Source organism: Desulfovibrio sp. (assembly GCF_041907885.1).
In the GTDB taxonomy this organism is placed as follows: domain Bacteria; phylum Desulfobacterota; class Desulfovibrionia; order Desulfovibrionales; family Desulfovibrionaceae; genus Desulfovibrio.
Map to the genome: position 1 here is coordinate 1 of NZ_JAYRGM010000007.1, position 17,016 is coordinate 17,016.

Consider the following 17,016-nt stretch of genomic DNA (forward strand, 5'->3'; position numbering starts at 1 on the left):
TGCTGTGCGTACAAACCGAAATAAGCCAGACGAGCCGCTTCTTCATGGTCGTAAATGCCGAATACGCCGCATTCGTGCTTGATCATAGGCCTTACTTCTTCAGTTTTTTGCGCAGATGCGCAATGCGGTTATCAATGACCGACGGATTGGGGTAATCGTCGCGGGCCAGCTCAAAGTATTTAAGGGCTTCTTTGGTTTTGCCAAGCTGTTCAAGGGCATCAGCCAGCAAATACCCAGTCAGGCCGCGCACGGTCTTGTCCGGGTCGCTGTCGAGTATTTGCTGACAAAGGTCTGAAACTTCCTGCCAGCGCTCCCTTGCCATGTTCTGGTCGGCAAGGTCATACATGCACATTATTTTGTCGTGGTCAGCCATGGGCAGTGCCAGACACTGCTGCAAGGTATCTTCTCCCGCATCAAAGCGGCGCAGATTGAACTGCATGGCCGCCAGCCTGCGGTAGCCTTCCACTGTCTGCTCTGCGGTCAACCCGCCAAGACCGATATATGCATTCCAGGCATCGGCGGCACGGCCATAACGGCGCATGCCTTCGTTTACCTCACCCATGCGGCGCAATATAACGGCGCTGCGGGCATCATTATCCGCAAACTCGGCCAGCATGGTTTCAAGACATTCCAGGGTGGCCCGGGGCTCCTGCCCGGCGGCATTGAGCACCACCAGCAGCTGCTGCCATGCCTCCCAACGCAGATCAGCACTCCGCGCCTCACGCAGATAACGCTCTAACAGCCTTTCGGCAAGTGACCAATCACGCAGGGAGACTGCCGTGCGGGCTGCGGAAAGGTCGTCACCCACCATGCTCTGGTCCTTACAAGCACACAGAAAGCCCGCAAAAACCACACACAGGCACAGGGCCAAGGCCTTGCCGCAAACCGCACGCACATTTATCATCAGCAGGATTTATTCCTCGCCTTCGTTGTCAGCTTCGCCCTTGTCGTCAAGCACCTGCGGCTCACCGGCGGGAACAGAAGGAATACCGCTGAAATCGTCATCGTCCATTTCGGCGGTGGCATCTATGCCTGTCTGGCCGCCTTCGTCCACGCGGTCAAAACCAACCACATGCGCGCCTTCGTCCAGGCGCACAAGCATCACGCCCATGGTGGCGCGGCCCTTGCTGCGCACATCGTCAACGCCTATGCGCACAATCTTGTTGGACGAGGTCAGCAGGATAAGACCGTCGCTATCGCGCACGGGCATGGCCCCAACCACAGGCCCGGTCTTGCCCGTAACCTTGAAGTTGATGATGCCCTTGCCGCCGCGCGATTGCAGGCGGTAAAGATCCACACTTGTACGCTTGCCGTAGCCGTTGGCAGAAATGGACATGATTTCGGTCGTCTGATCGATATCCTTGATGATGACAGCGGCCACCACAAAATCCTGCCTGCGCAGGGCAATGCCCTTGACGCCTGTGGCAACGCGGCCCATGGGGCGTACATCGTTACAGGCAAAGCGTATTGAAAAGCCGTCTGCCGTAGCAAGCACAATATGGCTGTTGTCGCGTATGGGACGCACAACCACAAGTTCGTCATCCTCACGCAGGCCCACGGCCATGAGGCCTGTCTTGCGGCACTTGGCGTACAGCGAGGCCGAAGAACGCTTGATCATACCGCGCTTGGTAATGAAGAGGAAAAACTTGTCCTCGGCAAATTCGCGCAGGGCCAGCACCGTGGTAACCCACTCGTTTTCTTCAAGCGGCAGCAGGTTGTTGATATGAACACCCTTGGCCGTGCGGCTGCCTTCGGGAACCTGATGCACCTTGAGCTGGTGCATGCGGCCCTTGTTGGTGAACAGGCAGAGGTACTGGTGATTGGTGGTGGTCAAAAATTCCTGCACAAAGTCGTCATCCGAGGTGTGCAGAGCGGCAATACCCTTGCCGCCGCGCTTCTGCTGCTGGTAGTTTTCCAGCCCTGTGCGCTTCATGTAGCCACGGCGCGAAAGTGTGATGACCACTTCTTCGTCGGGAATGAGGTCTTCAATGTCGATGTCTGTCAGGGCTTCGCGCAGCACTTCGGTACGGCGCGGGGTAGCAAAGGTATCGCGGATTTCGGCAATCTCGCGCTTGAGTTCGCTGCGCAGCACTTCGGCATTTTCCAGAATGGAGCGGTAGAATTCTATCTTTTGCAGCAGATCCTTGTATTCGTTCATCAGCTCTTCGCGCTGAAGACCGGTAAGGCGCTGCAAGCGCATTTCAAGAATGGCCTTGGCCTGTACCTCTGAAAGGGCAAAACGCTCCATCAGGGCGTTGCGGGCTTCTTCTGGATTGGCAGAAGCGCGGATAAGGGCCACCACCTCGTCGATGTTGTCGATGGCGATGCGCAGGCCTTCCAGAATATGGGCCCTGGCCTCGGCTTTTTCCAGATCATAGCGCGTGCGGCGTATGACCACCTCGCGCCGGTGATCCACAAAACACGAAAGAGCCGTCTTGAGGTTCAGCAGCTGGGGGCGGTTGTCCACCACGGCCAGCATGTTGATACCAAAACTCGATTCAAGCGGCGTAAACTTGTACAGGGCATTGACCACAATATCGGGGATGGTGCCGCGCTTGAGGTCGATAACCACGCGGATACCCTTGCGGTCGGATTCGTCGCGCAGGTCGGTGATGCCGTCAATCTTGCGGTCGTTGACCAAAGCCGCGATTTTTTCCACCAGCGAGCTTTTGTTGAGCCCAAAGGGAATTTCGCGGATAATAATGCTCTGCGCACCCTTTTTGCGGTCTTCAATCTCTATGCGGCCCCGCACCTTAACCGTGCCGCGCCCGGTATGGTAGGCATCGTACAGGCCTTTGCCCGCATACACATAGCCCCTGGTGGGAAAGTCCGGCCCTTTCACATAATCCATGAGGTCGTCAACGCTGCACTGCGGGTTGTCGAGCAGCAGTTGCAGGGCATCGCACAGTTCGCCCAGGTTGTGGGGCGGAATGTTGGTGGCCATACCAACGGCAATACCAGAGCTGCCGTTGAGCAGCAGGTTGGGAACCTTGCTCGGCATGACCGTGGGTTCCTGAAGGGTATTATCGTAGTTGGGCCGAAAATCTACGGTGTTCTTGTCCAGGTCGTTCAAAAATTCCTGGGCAAGCTTGGACATGCGCACTTCGGTATAACGCATGGCAGCAGCGGCATCGCCGTCAATGGAACCAAAGTTGCCCTGCCCGTCCACCAGCGGATCGCGCATGGAAAATTCCTGCGCCATACGCACCAGCGCATCGTACACGGCAGAATCGCCGTGCGGGTGATATTTACCGATAACGTCACCGACGATGCGCGCGGATTTTTTGTGCGGACGGTTGTAGTTGTTGGCAAGCTCGTACTGCGCAAAAAGAATACGCCTGTGTACCGGCTTAAGGCCGTCACGCGCGTCGGGAATGGCGCGTCCTATGATGACCGAAAGGGAATACTCCAGATACGATTTGCGGAGTTCTGTTTCTATGCTTATCTGCGGCTGCTGCATATCTGCCACTGCGGGCCTCGCTGCTGTTATTTTGGGGTGGGAGGCCAAGCCCCCCGGCTGTCAGACGGCCTGTAAGCCTCTGAAACCCCATTTTACATTCATGCTGTACAACAAAGCGTGTAACGCGCTGTGCAGCACATAAAATCAATATGTCACTCATAGGCGCGCGGCTGCCGGTAAAGCAGCCTTGCGCGCGCCCGTATTCCTTAAATATCCAGATCCTGCACAGCCAGGGCGTTGCGCTCGATAAATTCGCGGCGCGGTTCCACACGGTCGCCCATAAGCTCCACAAAGGCATCCGACGCCTCGTTGGCGTCCTCTACCGAAACCTGCAAGAGCACACGGTTTTCAGGATTCATGGTGGTCACCCAGAGCTGGTCGGGGTTCATTTCACCAAGACCCTTGTAACGCTGGATGTTGATGCCACGGCGGGCTTCGTCAAGCACCATGCGCATGAGTGTAAACTGGTCTTCTGCGGCAACCTCGCCGTCCTTCTTGCGCAGGGTAAAGGCAAACGAACCGCACTGGCTGCGCAGCTCGTCAAAGAGCTGCCAGGCCTGCTTGTACAGACGTGAAGAAAAGAACTCCATACCCCTGCGGGTGTGATGGCCGCCGGTATTTTCAAACACCGCAAACAGGCGTTCTTCTTCGTCTTCGCTCTTTTCGCGCTCAAGGGTCAGCATGTAGCCGTGTTCATTGAGCCAGCCGGTGAGCTCGCTGTCCTGATTTTCAAGGCTCTGGGCGTCGATCTGCTTGCCATAGGTAACAAGCGCCAAAAAGAGGTCGCGGGGCGTACCTGCCATTTCGGCATCGTTCACACGGGTTTCAAGCTTTTCGATATGTTCCATGAGCCCGATGAGTTCTTTGCCCGTGTATTGCTTGCCGCTTGATGCCAGCACGGCCACGTCTTCACTCACGCGGGTGAGCAGAAACTCGTTGAGCGCCGGGTCGTCCTTGATGAATTTTTCCATACGCGAGTTGTGTACGCGGTACAGAGGCGGCTGTGCAATGTAGACAAAGCCACGCTCCACCATCTCCTGATACTGCCTGAAGAAAAAGGTCAGCAGCAGGGTGCGGATGTGCGCTCCGTCCACGTCGGCGTCTGTCATGATGATGATTTTATGGTAGCGCAGCTTGTCGAGGTCGGTATCTTCCTCGCCAATACCCGCGCCCATGGCGGTAATGAGGGCCTTTACTTCCTTGTTGGCCAGCATTTTGTCAAAGCGGGTGCGCTCTGTATTCAGAATTTTGCCGCGCAGGGGCAAAATGGCCTGATTCTTGGGATTGCGCCCCTGTTTGGCAGAACCGCCTGCCGAATCACCTTCCACGATGAACAGTTCGGATTCAACAGGATCCTTGCTCTGGCAGTCGGCAAGCTTGCCGGGCAGTGAGTTATCGGAAAGCGCACCCTTGCGGCGCACCAGTTCCTTGGCGCGGCGGGCGGCATCGCGCGCACGGGCCGCGTCCACGGCCTTGTCGATGATGAGGCGGATATCCTTGGGATTTTCCTCAAAGTAGACGTTAAGGCGGTCGTAGACCACGCCAGCCACCAGACCGGCAATTTCGCTGTTGCCAAGCTTTGTCTTGGTCTGCCCTTCAAACTGCGGCTGCGGCAGCTTTACGCTGATAACGGCAGTGAGCCCCTCGCGCACGTCGTCGCCCGACAGCGAGGTGTTCTTCATCTTTTTGACCAGGTCGGCCTGGCCCTTGATATAGCCGTTGATGGCGCGGGTAAGCGCAGTGCGGAAGCCCACCAGGTGGGTACCGCCTTCCTTGGTACGAATGTTGTTGGCAAAGGTGAAAATGTTTTCCTTGTACCCGGCATTGTATTGCAGGGCAAAATCAACGGTCACATTGTCCACCACGCCTTCGCCAAAAATAATGGGGTGAATACCCTGCTCGCCAGAGTTGAGATCGCCCACAAACTGGCGAATACCACCCTCTGCATGAAAAACATGGGTCTCGCCGATGCGTTCGTCGATGCACTCGATGGTCAGGCCCCGGTTAAGATAGGCCAGCTCCTCAAAGCGCTTCTTCAATGTTTCATATGAAAACTCGAGAACCTCAAAAATCTCTTCGTCAGGCTTGAAACGCACGGTTGTGCCGTGCCCTTCCACAAAGCCCTCGCTGATAACCGCCAGTTCGTCCTGCGGTACGCCACGGGCGTAGTGCTGGCGGTAGCGCTTGCCGTCGCGGCGCACGGTGACCGTAAGCTCCTCGGAAAGGGCATTGACGCACGAAACGCCCACGCCGTGCAGGCCGCCCGAAACCTTGTAGCTAGAATTATCAAACTTGCCGCCAGCGTGCAGCTTGGTCATGACCACCTGCACGGCGGGCACGCCTTCCTTGGGGTGAATATCCACAGGAATGCCGCGCCCGTCGTCGCGCACGGTAACGCTGTTGTCTGCGTGCAGAATAACGGTGACCCGCGAGCAAAAGCCAGCCATGGCTTCGTCAATGGAGTTGTCCACTACCTCGTAGACCAGGTGGTGCAGGCCGCGCGTGTCTGTAGAGCCGATGTACATGGCCGGGCGCTTGCGCACAGCCGAAAGGCCTTCCAGAATGGTAATGGAAGAGGCGTTATACCCGCCGTTGCCGGTTTCAGGAGCCATTAAACGTCTTCCTCGCTATAGTAGGTCGTTTCAGAAACCTTCATGGGCATGATAATGACCGTGTAGTCGGTGTCGTCGCCGCCGCGTATGCCGCAGGGGCCTTCAGAACCGGTAAGCATCATGTCGATCTTTGCAGAAACAAAGTGGCCCAGCACGTCAAGCAGATTACGTGTGGGGAAGGCAATGCGCTTTATATCGCCGTTGTAGGTAACTTCAAGGCTTTCGTTGGCCGAGCCCACATCCTGCCCCTGGGCAGAAAGCAGGGCCTCGCCAGCGGTAAGATCCATGTAGGTGCAGCGGTCGCTCTCGGTATTGAAAATGAGAATACGGCCAAGAGCCTCAATGGTTTCCTTGCGGGCCAGAGTCATGGGGTGCATGTCTTCGCTGGCCAGCTTGCTCATAAAGATATTGTAATCGGGGTATTCGTGAGCAGCACGGGGCAGGCTGAGCGTTTCAGCACCGTCAAGGCTGCGCAGATACAGGCGCTTGTCTGTGATGTTGAGCTCTATTTCATCCACTCCAAGCCATTTTTTTATGTCTTGCAGATACTTTTTCTGTATCAGCATGCCCGATTCTGGCAAACGCTCGGCCAGTTCATCGTGGGTAAAGGAGACCAGGGCAAACTGGTGGCCGTTGAGCCCGCATACATCAATGCGTCCGTTGCCGCGCGGTTTCATGCACAGGCAGGCAATGGCGTCCATGGCATCGTCGTCGCTGATGCAAAAGGCCACCTTGTCCAGAACATCCTGCAAAAAGTCGCCAGACCAGGTAACGGCATTTTCGGCAGGAAAGGCCGAAAAATTCTGAAACCACTCTGCCCCGCTCACAGGCAGTTTGTAGGTGCGCCTGCCCTGTTCGATAAGCAGATTGCCAGAAGCCTCATCAAGAGTGAGGTGCAGCACGCCCGTGGGCAGCTGACGCACAAGATCAACAAAGGCTCTGCCCTGAACACCTATGAGACCGGGTTTGGCAACCTCTGCGGGATAACGCCCGGTAAACTCAATGTTGGCATCGGTGGACATGACGGAAAGGCTGCCATCCTCGGCCTTCAGCCAGATGGAACGCAGATACTGCGCCCCTGCCTTGGCGGGTATGATGGCAGCAGCCTTCAGCAGGCCTTCAATGATTTGCTCTTTGTTTACAGTAAGTTTCATATCTTTTTTCCTTACTATTATTGGCTTCTGTAGCTATGTTCGTAAAGCAGTTAACTTGCTTTTTTTATTGAAAATTCGCTGGAACATTCCAGCGTGCTCCCAGGAAACGGCAGGAACATTCCACTGTGATTTTGCCTTGTTGACCCTGATCTATTGTGTCTTCAGCTCCAGTTCTGTCACCATCTGTTGGAGCGCTTTGTCACTAACTAGAATTTTCTTAATCTTTTTAATGGCATGTATGACTGTGCTATGGTCCTTTCCACCAAAGGCCCGCCCAAGTTCGGGGTACGAAAGCCCCAGCTTGCGCCGACATATATACATGGAAACCTGACGGGCCAAAACAAGGTCTGGGCGGCGCTTGCCGCCAAGTACGTCTTCTGCGCGCAGATTCATGGTTCGGGCTACCTCGCCAAGAATTTCGAGGCAGCCTGGTGTTTTGTCGGCCACACCTGTGCGCACAATGTTCTCAAGGTCTGCCTGCGAAAGCTCGCACCCGGTTACCGAGCAAAAGGCCGCCACCTTGAGCAGCAGGCCCTGCAACAACCGAAACTGCGAACAGCGCTGTGCTATGAACAGCAGCTGGTCGCGTGAAAGACTCATGTTGCGCTCTTTGCACATGGCCTGCAAATAGCGCATGCGCACGTCGAGGTCGGGTTCCATGAGTTCCACTACCAGACCGCTTTCAAGCCTTGAGCGCAGGCGTTCGTCCAGTGCCTTGAGTGCCTGGGGCTGACCTGTGCAGGCAAATACCATCTGCCCTGCCCTCCGTTGCTGGCTTGCAGCGTGCGGGCAGGCATCCATGCAGGAAACAAGCTTTTGCTGCCAGGCGGTTTGCCCGGCCAGTTCCTGTATGTCGTCCAGCAGCAGCACGTCGCACTGTTGCCAGAAAAGTTCGGGGTGGCGCACCCAGGCCGGATTATCGGCGCAAAAACGTGCAGCCGAGGCAAGGATAACGCGGTTGCCGGTCTGGCTTTGCCTGAGTGTGGCGGCCATGGACCGCAGAATGTGGCTTTTGCCCGTGCCACTGCGCCCGCAGAGCAAAAAGGGGTTGTAGGCCACACCAGCCCTTTGCTCGGCTATTTCCTTGGCGGCAGCCAGCGGAAAGGCATTTTTTGCGTTGGCGATAAAGGCAGTAAAAGCATCGTTTTCGTTTTTGGGCGCTGCCGAAACTGTGGAGCGCTCCGTTGTGCCAGAAGCTTCCCGGCCTGTGTACTGCTGCTCCGCGTGTTGAGAAATTCCAGCCTGAGCACGCCCCAATGCTGGGCCCAGGGCGGGCTGCTCATATTCGATGTGCGGAAGCTGTTCATCGGCAAAACGGCAGGAAAGCGCCTTTTCAAAAAGATCGCGCTTGTGCTGGCTGAACCACGCGGCAAAATAAAAGTGGGGAAAACCAACATGCAGCGTATGGCCATCGTGCCGCAGGGTAAGGGATTCCAGCCATTCTCCCCTGTCTTCGGCTTTTTGCAGAGCCAGTATGTCCCGCAACTCGTTTTTCAGCATAGCGTGCGTGGCCTGTCCATAGGCCTGTGGATAACAGTTCCTTCTGCGTGCAACGCCACAGAGACCGGGTTTTTCGGCAGGGCCAACAAGCCTTGCGCGCCGGATTTGGCGCGGTTCACGCCGTGAAGGAGCAAAGAACAGGCATACCATAAAGCTTGATACGAAACAAGTGCCGCAGGGCCTGGGGCGTAGGCGTAAAATATGCTGCAACAGGCGCTTGGTGGCGCTGAAGGCCTGCGGCTGTTTAAAAATTGTCAACACGGGACGGCCCGTGCGCAGAGCGGTGTAAAATGCTGCATTACCTGTGAAAAGTTGTGAAAAACCCAAGGGGCAGTTTCTGCTGGCTGGACAATGAACATCACGAAAGGTATATGTTTTACATGTCTGTGAACAAAAAAATCTGCTTGGTCGGTGTGGCCCTGGTGTTGCTTCTTGCGGGCGTGTTTGCCTGGCACAAGGGGCTGCCGCCTTTTGATGATCGGCACAATGCCGCTGAGGAACAGGCAGCATCTGCTGATCCTGCACAGCCCGAAGCTGGCCATGACAAAGCTGGAAAGTCTGAATCGGGCAAAGACGAATCTGGCAAGATCGAATCGGGCAAGGCCGGGCAACATCCGCAGCAGGAACCTGAAAAGGTTTCAGGCCAGCCCGTAGAGCGTGCAGAGGGTGATAAATCGGATGAAGAATCCGATGCCAACCCTAAAAAACAGGATAACGCTTCGTCAGATGAAGAAGGCGCAGCACCTGGGGAGGCGGTGGTACGCGGAACGGTGGAAAAGGGCGACACTGTTGTCAAAATGCTCGCCGGGGCGGACAGCCAGGCGGCGCAGGAATACATAAACGCTGCCAAGAGGGTTTTTTCCATGCGGGCCTTCCGCGATGGGCAACCCTACGTGGTTATTACCGATACCGCCACCGGCAAGGTAAAGCGTTTTGAGTACGAGATAGACAACCGCCGCCGTCTGGTGGTTGAGGGCATGGAACAGCCTGTGGCCCGCGTGGAGGCCATTGAATACACAACCCTGCTCAGCACGGTGAGTACGGTCATTGATGACAATCTTTTTCAGGCTGTGGCCGACGCGGGTGAAAGACCGCAGCTGGCATTGAGGCTGGCAGAACTTTTTGGGTCGGAGATAAACTTTATCCGCGATCTTCAGGAAGGCGATTCCTTTTCAGTGCTGGTTGAAAAGCGCTACCGTGAAGGCGAATACAAGGGATATGGGCGCATTATTGCCGCGCATTTCACCAACAAGGGCAAGACCTTCGAGGCCTATCTGTTCCGCGAGGGCAGCAAGAGCGCCAGTTATTTCAACAGCAAGGGCGAGAACATACGCAAGTCGCTTTTGCAGGCTCCGCTGGCCTTTACGCGGGTGACATCACGCTTTACGCACAACAGGCTGCACCCTGTTCTGGGATACAGCAGACCTCACGAGGGTGTGGATTACGCCGCGCCCACGGGTACGCCCGTCAAGGCTGTGGGTGAGGGCGTGGTGACAGCAAAGAGCTGGTCGGGCGGCTACGGCAATCAGGTTATAGTGCGCCACGGCGGCGGGCTTGAATCAATGTATTCGCACCTTTCCGGGTATGCCAGAGGGCTCAAGAACGGCCAGAAAGTGCGTCAGGGCGAGGTTATTGGTTTTGTGGGCATGACTGGTCTTGCCACCGGCCCTCATCTGGATTTCAGACTGCGGCAGGGCGGCAGGTTCATCAATCCCGGCAAGGCCATCAACCCCCGTGGGGAGCCGGTCAGCAAATCTGCCATGGGCGCATTTGAAAAGGTAATGGCTCAGGAACTTGCCCTGCTCAAGGGTGAGCAGAGCGCGGCAGAATACACGGTTGACAGCATCGTGCCCGACCAGGTGGAGCAGCCCCAGCAGGAAAAGACAGCCGAGCCGGAAAAGAAGACCGAAAAGCGCAAGAAAAAGCACAAAAACTGATGGCCCCTGTCCAAAACGGTCAGAGTCAGAAGGAACTGTGCGTCACTGTGGTGGCATTTTGCATGCAGGAGGATTGGTATGACCCATTATGATCCTGTATCCGGCATGACATTTGTGGTTGTTGACGGTTCGTTGGACAATCCCTGTGCCATTGTATTTTATCCGTCCATAATGGGCGACAGCACAGCAGCAGCGGACGCTCTCTTTCAGGAAGAAAGCGCAAAATCTTTCATGCAGACCCAGTGGCGGCTTTCTGCGGGCAACATGCATGGCCTTGGCAATATTGCCAGCGGCTGGGCGTAACAGCTTTTAATCCTGATTTTGCCTGCAAGTGACTGAATACGCCCCGTTTGGGGCCTGAGCGGTTGCATTGTGAAGCGCGAAACGGTACACAAATTCTTATGTCATCGCGCCGTCTTCTTTTTCTTACCCCCGCTCAGGCAGTTACTGCCGTCTTTCCCGCGTTGCGCAACGCGGGTTTTGAGCTTGGCATTGCAGAAAATCTTAAAGGCGCTTCGGTTTTTATCAAAAAATCCGGGCCGGATGTCATTTTTTCGCGCCCTTCCCTGCCTGGCTACCGGGTTGAAGACCTGCTGGGCGTGGGAGCAGAAGATCCCAATTTTCCGCCAGTTATCGTTATTACCGACAAGGGCAGCGCCGAAGAGGCCGAAAGGCTTTTGAGCCTTGGCGCGCGCGATTACTGGATTGAGCCCCTTGATGTTGAGCGTATTGCCGCTGTTGCCGGTCAAAAACGTAAAACAGCGCCCGTGCCTGCCGTTTCAACGCTTGGCGGACACAAGGCCCACCACGAGGGCTCTGGCCCCCGAATTGTGGGCGAGCACCCGGCCATAGCCCGGGTACTGCAACTGGCGCGGCAGGTTGCCGGTTCGCGCGCAACGGTGCTGATCACCGGCGAATCTGGCACAGGCAAGGAAATGTTTGCCCGTTATCTGCATGCCATGAGCAAGCGCGCTGATCAGGCCTTTGTGGCTGTAAACTGCGCCGCTCTGCCAGAACATCTGTTGGAAAGCGAACTTTTTGGCCACGAAAAAGGCGCCTTTACCGGGGCCATTGCGCGCAAGCCCGGCAAATTCGAGCTGGCCGACGGCGGAACCCTGCTGCTGGACGAAATTTCTGAAATGGACATGGCCCTGCAAGCCAAGCTGCTGCGCGTGCTTCAGGAAGGCGAGATCGACCGCGTGGGGGGCACGGAAACCATCAAGGTTGACGTGCGCGTGCTTGCCACCACCAACCGCGATCTTGAGGGCTGGGTTAAAGAGGGCAAGTTCCGTCAGGATCTGTACTTCCGGCTCAACGTCATTCCGCTGCGCCTGCCCTCGCTGCGTGAGCGCGGCGACGATGTGCTGCAACTGGCGCGCTTTTTCATGAATATGTATACGCGTGAATATCAGCTGCCGGTGTCACCCCTCTCTGAAAGTGCCATTACGTGGCTACAGCAGTATGATTTTCCCGGAAATGTGCGCGAGCTGCAAAATCTGATGGAACGAGCCGTGCTGCTGGCCAACGGCAGACCGGTGGAACCCTGCCATTTCTTGCTGGAAAACGACGACTGGCCGCTGTTTGAAGAAGAAGCCCCCGCACCCGCAGGCATGGGGGCAAACCCCGCCAGCTGCGGCGCAGATGATTCCCTTGCCATGCCAGCCGCAACTGCCCAGGCTGCCGGGGGCGAAGCACAAGGAGCTGCCAGTTATGCGGCCCTTGCCGCAGCCGCAGCCCCCACGGCAGAAGGCACCATGCAGGGAGCGGTAATTCCTCTGCACGAAATGGAACGGATCATGATTCTCAAGGGGCTGGAGGTAACCTCTGGCAACCGCACCCAGGCCGCCGACCTGTTGGGCATTTCTGTACGCACGCTGCGCAACAAGCTCAACGAATACCGCGCTGCCGGGCATCCCATCGACTGATTTATTGGATAGTTTTTTGTCCATAGCGTAGATGAGCACGATAACTTTTATTGCGGCCAGCTTTGTCTGATTTTTTTCAGAAGAGCTGGCTGTGTTTTTTAGGGCATGGCTGCACCAGCGCACGGTGCATATTTGCAGGCATGGCATAAGCAGTTTGCCTGACCAGGGCCATATTCCTCAGGGAAATGTGGTTTTTTGTTGCCTGGTGTTCCTGTTGTTGAGTTTCATGCGGTTTGCGCATATGATCCTCACTATCTTTTTGGAAATACCGCATCTCGGAGTAAGCATGCTTGAGTATATCCGTTCAAATTCACAGTCTCTTGGCGTCAAACTGGCCTTTGGCCTGATTATTCTCGTCTTCATTTTTTGGGGCGTGGGCAGCATGAAGGACCGCAGCACGGGCAGCCTTGTGGCCACCGTCAACGGCGAGCCCATCACCATACGCGATTTTGAGCTGGCCTACCGTAACGCGGAAGAATCCGTGATGCGCAACAATCCTGGTGCCAAGCGTGAGCAGGTTCGTCAGGGCCTGGGGCGTCAGGTGCTGCGCGATCTCATCAGCCAGACCCTTGTGCGGCAGGAAGCAGCCCGCGCTGGCATTACGGTTACCCCCTTTGAGCTGCGCATTGCTGTGGGCCAGGTTCCCGCCTTCCAGAACGCCAACGGGCAGTTTGATGCGGAATCCTACAAGCGAGTTCTGCAAATGCAGCGCATTGCGCCCGCCCAGTACGAGCACGACATGAGCGAGGACATGCTGCGCCAAAAGCTTTTTGCTCTTGTTACTGGCGCTGCCTGGCACGATCCCGCCGAGGCGCAGAACCGCTACAACTTCCTGCGCGAACAGCGCGTGCCCGACTACATTTTTATTCCCGCTGCCGAATTTATGGCCGCAGCCAAGCCCACCGACGCGGAAGTGGCCACCTACTACGACAGCCACAAGGCCGAATTTGCCGTACCGCCCAAGGTGGACGTGTCCTATATCCGGCTTGCCCCTGAAGGGCTGGTCAAGCCCGAATCCATCAGCGAGGCCGATGCCCGCAAGTGGTACGAGGCCAATGCCTCGCGCTTCAATCAGCAGGAAGAAATCAAGGCAGCCCACATTCTTGTGCCCCTGGCCGAAGACGCCTCCGAAGCAGACGTGAAAAAGGCCCAGGAAACTGCTGCTGCCATTCAGGCCGAGCTCAAGAGCGGCAAAAGCTTTGCCGATGTGGCCAATGCCCACAACGGCCCCAATGCTGCCGGCCCCGGCGGCGAGCTGGGCTGGCTCAAGCGCGGCACCACGGTCAAACCCTTTGAAGATGCGGCCTTTGCCCTTGATGCGGGCAAGGTTTCTGCCCCTGTGCGCAGCCAGTTTGGCCTGCATATCATCAAGGTGGAAGAAAAGAAGGGCGGCGGCACGCAGTCCTTTGCCGATGTGGCAGCCCAGGTGCGCGCGGCCATGGCCAAGGATCAGGGCGCGGACAAGCTGCGCGACGTGCTCGACAACCTCATTGAAGACAATATTCTCGGCAAGCCCCTCGAAAAGAGCGCTCAGGCCTTGGGCCTTGAAGCGCAGCAGAGCGGCCTTGCCACTGCTCAGGAATTGCAGCAGAAGCTGGGCGTAACGGCTGAAGGCGCAGCTACCCTTGAAAAAACTCCGGCCAATTCGCCTGTGGACAGGGCACTTGAAGCTGGCGACGCCTATGTGGTTGCCCGCGTGCTCAAGGCAGAGGCCGCTTCTACCCAGCCCCTTGAGGCTGTGAAAGACAAGATTGTCGCAAAGTTGCAGGGCGAAAAAGCGCTGGCCGACGCCATGCGCGCGGCCGCCGAGCGCCGCAAGGGCCTGACCGACGGCTCCATCAATCCCACGCTCAAGACGGGTATGGGCATCAAGACCGCCAAGCCCATGGACCGCAGCGGCAGCCTGGCGGATTTTGGTCCTGATCCAGAGCTTGCCGCCGCCGTGTTCAGCGCCAAGGTCGGCCAGTGGCTGCCCGCAGCCTTTGCCGTCAGCAGCCCCAAGGATGGCCAGGGAGCCGTGCTTGTGCATGTGGGCGCTGTGCAGCCCCCCGACCCCTCGGAATGGGACATGATCAAGGATATCATGGTCAATGCCGTGGAGCGCGAGCGCGTTCAGGGTCTGTACGAAACCTTTATGCAGCGCCTGCTTTCGACCGCCAAGGTTGAGGTGCTCAATATGGATATAGTTGACAGAAAGAACATGTAGCGCTTGCCGCGCAGCCTTTGCGCCAGAGCCGGGGCTTGCCGCAAGTCGCCCAGTATTATAATGGACCGGAACCGCACCAGCGGTTCCGGCCTTGCATATTTCCCCCGCATTCCTCCCCGTGCTTACGGGCGGGATGTTTACAAAACGACATACCTACCTATTCTTCATAGAGCGACCAGTGTGGTCTGTGACCGGGCCCTGCCCGGCATGAAAGGAGGCACTTTATGTGCGGCATTATCGGTTATGCGGGTCACAGGCCTGCTGTCCCCGTTGTGGTTGAGGGCCTGCGCCGTCTTGAATACCGTGGGTATGATTCTGCTGGCGTGGCCTTTGCCCGCCAGGGCGATCTGCATGTGGTGCGCGCCACGGGCAAGCTGGCCTCGCTGGAAGAAAAACTGGCGCACGAAGAAGGCATCACCACGCCCACCAGTGCCATGGGCCACACCCGTTGGGCCACCCACGGCGTGCCTGCCGAGCGCAACGCCCATCCCCACCGTTCCAACGATGGCTCTCTGGCCATTGTTCACAACGGCATCATCGAGAACTATCAGGAAATCAAGGCAGACCTAGCGGCCAAGGGCTATACCTTCAGCTCTGAAACCGACACGGAAGTGCTGGTGAACCTTATTGCCGAGCGCCGCAAAACCGAGCCCGACCTGCTGCACGCCTTTGCCGCTGCCCTGCGCGAAGCCCACGGCGCGTATGCCGTCTGCCTCATGGACAAGGACGAACCCGGCGTCATCTATGCCGCGCGCATGTCTGCCCCGCTCATTTTTGGCCAGGGCACGGGCGAAAACTTTGTGGCTTCGGATATTCCCGCGTTTCTGCCCTATACCCGCCAGGTTATCTTTCTTGAAGACGGCGAGCTGGTGCGCGCCACGGCTTCGGACTTTGCCATCATGCGTCTCAAGGATCTGAGCCCGGTGCAGCCTGAGCCGCAGACCATCCAGTGGGACATGCAGGCCGCGCAAAAGGGCGGCTACCGCCACTTTATGCTCAAGGAAATTTTTGAGCAGCCCCGCGTTATCACCGACGGCCTCACGGGCCGTGTGGAAGGCGACCACGCCGATGTGCGCCTTGCAGAGCTGGACAGCCTGCCCGTGCCGCGCCGTCTGCACATTGTGGCCTGCGGCACGTCGTACCATTCCGGCATGTGGGGCAGGCATCTGCTTGAGCACTGGGCGCATGTGCCCGTGCAGGTAGAGATTGCCTCTGAATTCCGTTACAGGGATTCGCTTTTGCTCGACAAGGACGACATGGTGCTTGTCATCAGCCAGAGCGGCGAAACCGCCGACACCCTGGCTGCCCTGCGCATTGCCCGCGAGCGCGGTATCACCGTGCTTGGCCTGTGCAACGTTGTGGGTTCTTCCATAGCCCGCGATGCCTCGGCCGTGCTCTACACCCAGGCCGGGCCGGAAATAAGCGTGGCCTCCACCAAGGCCATGTGCAGCCAGATGCTCATGCTGGCCCTCATGGCCCTGTACTGGAGCAAGCGCAACGGAACCATGCCCGCAGAGGAACGCCGCAAGATCATTGGCATGCTCGAAAATCTGCCCGCCATGCTGGATGCGGCCCTGCCCGCCATGCACGAAACAGCCCGCGAGCTTTCGCGCAAATATGCGCAGGCCCGCAATTTCTTCTACCTTGGGCGCGGGCACTGCTACCCGCTGGCCCTCGAAGGCGCGTTGAAGCTCAAGGAGCTTTCGTATATCCATGCCGAAGGGTACGCTGCTGGCGAGATGAAGCACGGGCCCATTGCCCTTATCGATCCCTCCTTCCCCACCTTTGCTCTGGCTCTGGACGATGCCCTGCTGCCCAAGGTCAAGTCCAACATGGTTGAAGTACAGGCCCGTCAGGGCAAGGTTATTGCCCTGACCAACGAGGGCTTTGACCTTGGAGCCGAGGATACCTGGGTTATTCCCAAACTGCCCGCGCCGCTGGCCGGTTTTATGGCCCTGCCCGCCTTGCAGCTCTTCAGCTATGAAACTGCCGACTATCTCGGCAAGGATGTGGATCAGCCCCGCAATCTGGCCAAGAGCGTAACGGTGGAATAACATTCTGCGATCCCTGCGCGGCATTGCCGCAAGGGCAAGTAATTATGGCTCCGCGCCTGCTGTGCACCATCGCCCGCACGCAGGCGCGGAGTTTCTTTTTGCTTCAGGCTGCGTCCGCACGGCTATTGTCTGCGGTTTGCGGGCAGGCCAGCGCACAGCTTGCCTAGC

General features: G+C 57.3%; 10 protein-coding genes. 5 read left to right on the forward strand and 5 right to left on the reverse strand.

Going from position 1 to position 17,016, the window contains the following annotated elements:
- Window positions 1–91: 91 nt before the first annotated feature.
- From ACE3NW_RS05690 to ACE3NW_RS05710, 5 genes are all read right to left on the reverse strand, one after another.
- Window positions 92–904, reverse strand: coding sequence for a tetratricopeptide repeat protein (locus tag ACE3NW_RS05690; RefSeq protein WP_374281287.1), 813 nt, complete (start codon window positions 902–904; stop codon window positions 92–94).
- Window positions 905–913: 9 nt separating this feature from the next.
- Window positions 914–3,460 carry a DNA gyrase subunit A gene (gene gyrA / locus ACE3NW_RS05695; RefSeq protein WP_374281289.1) on the reverse strand — a complete coding sequence of 849 codons (2,547 nt, stop codon included), beginning with the start codon at window positions 3,458–3,460 and terminating at the stop codon, window positions 914–916.
- A gap of 206 nt (window positions 3,461–3,666) precedes the next feature.
- Window positions 3,667–6,072, reverse strand: coding sequence for a DNA topoisomerase (ATP-hydrolyzing) subunit B (gene gyrB, locus ACE3NW_RS05700; protein ID WP_374281291.1), 2,406 nt, complete (start codon window positions 6,070–6,072; stop codon window positions 3,667–3,669).
- Window positions 6,072–7,226, reverse strand: coding sequence for a DNA polymerase III subunit beta (gene dnaN / locus ACE3NW_RS05705; protein WP_374281293.1), 1,155 nt, complete (start codon window positions 7,224–7,226; stop codon window positions 6,072–6,074). Before dnaN ends, gyrB begins: the two co-directional genes overlap by 1 nt.
- 150 nt (window positions 7,227–7,376) lie before the next feature.
- Window positions 7,377–8,726 (reverse strand): DnaA ATPase domain-containing protein, encoded by a 1,350-nt coding sequence (locus ACE3NW_RS05710; RefSeq protein WP_374281295.1) that lies wholly within the window; start codon window positions 8,724–8,726, stop codon window positions 7,377–7,379.
- Between the two features lie 380 nt (window positions 8,727–9,106).
- Here ACE3NW_RS05710 and ACE3NW_RS05715 point away from each other — a divergent pair, with 380 nt between their 5' ends.
- From ACE3NW_RS05715 to glmS, 5 genes are all read left to right on the forward strand, one after another.
- On the forward strand, window positions 9,107–10,663 hold the full coding sequence (locus ACE3NW_RS05715) for a M23 family metallopeptidase (RefSeq protein ID WP_374281297.1): 1,557 nt from the start codon (window positions 9,107–9,109) through the stop codon (window positions 10,661–10,663).
- Window positions 10,664–10,741: 78 nt separating this feature from the next.
- Window positions 10,742–10,966, forward strand: coding sequence for a hypothetical protein (locus ACE3NW_RS05720; RefSeq protein WP_374281299.1), 225 nt, complete (start codon window positions 10,742–10,744; stop codon window positions 10,964–10,966).
- 98 nt (window positions 10,967–11,064) lie between these two features.
- Window positions 11,065–12,588 carry a sigma 54-interacting transcriptional regulator gene (locus ACE3NW_RS05725; protein ID WP_374281301.1) on the forward strand — a complete coding sequence of 508 codons (1,524 nt, stop codon included), beginning with the start codon at window positions 11,065–11,067 and terminating at the stop codon, window positions 12,586–12,588.
- Window positions 12,589–12,874: 286 nt separating this feature from the next.
- Window positions 12,875–14,794, forward strand: a complete 1,920-nt coding sequence (locus ACE3NW_RS05730) for a SurA N-terminal domain-containing protein (RefSeq protein ID WP_374281303.1) — start codon at window positions 12,875–12,877, stop codon at window positions 14,792–14,794.
- Window positions 14,795–15,018: 224 nt separating this feature from the next.
- The gene (gene glmS / locus ACE3NW_RS05735) at window positions 15,019–16,848 is read left to right on the forward strand and encodes a glutamine--fructose-6-phosphate transaminase (isomerizing) (RefSeq protein WP_374281305.1); all 1,830 of its coding nucleotides are present in this window, start codon (window positions 15,019–15,021) and stop codon (window positions 16,846–16,848) included.
- Window positions 16,849–17,016 lie beyond the last annotated feature (168 nt).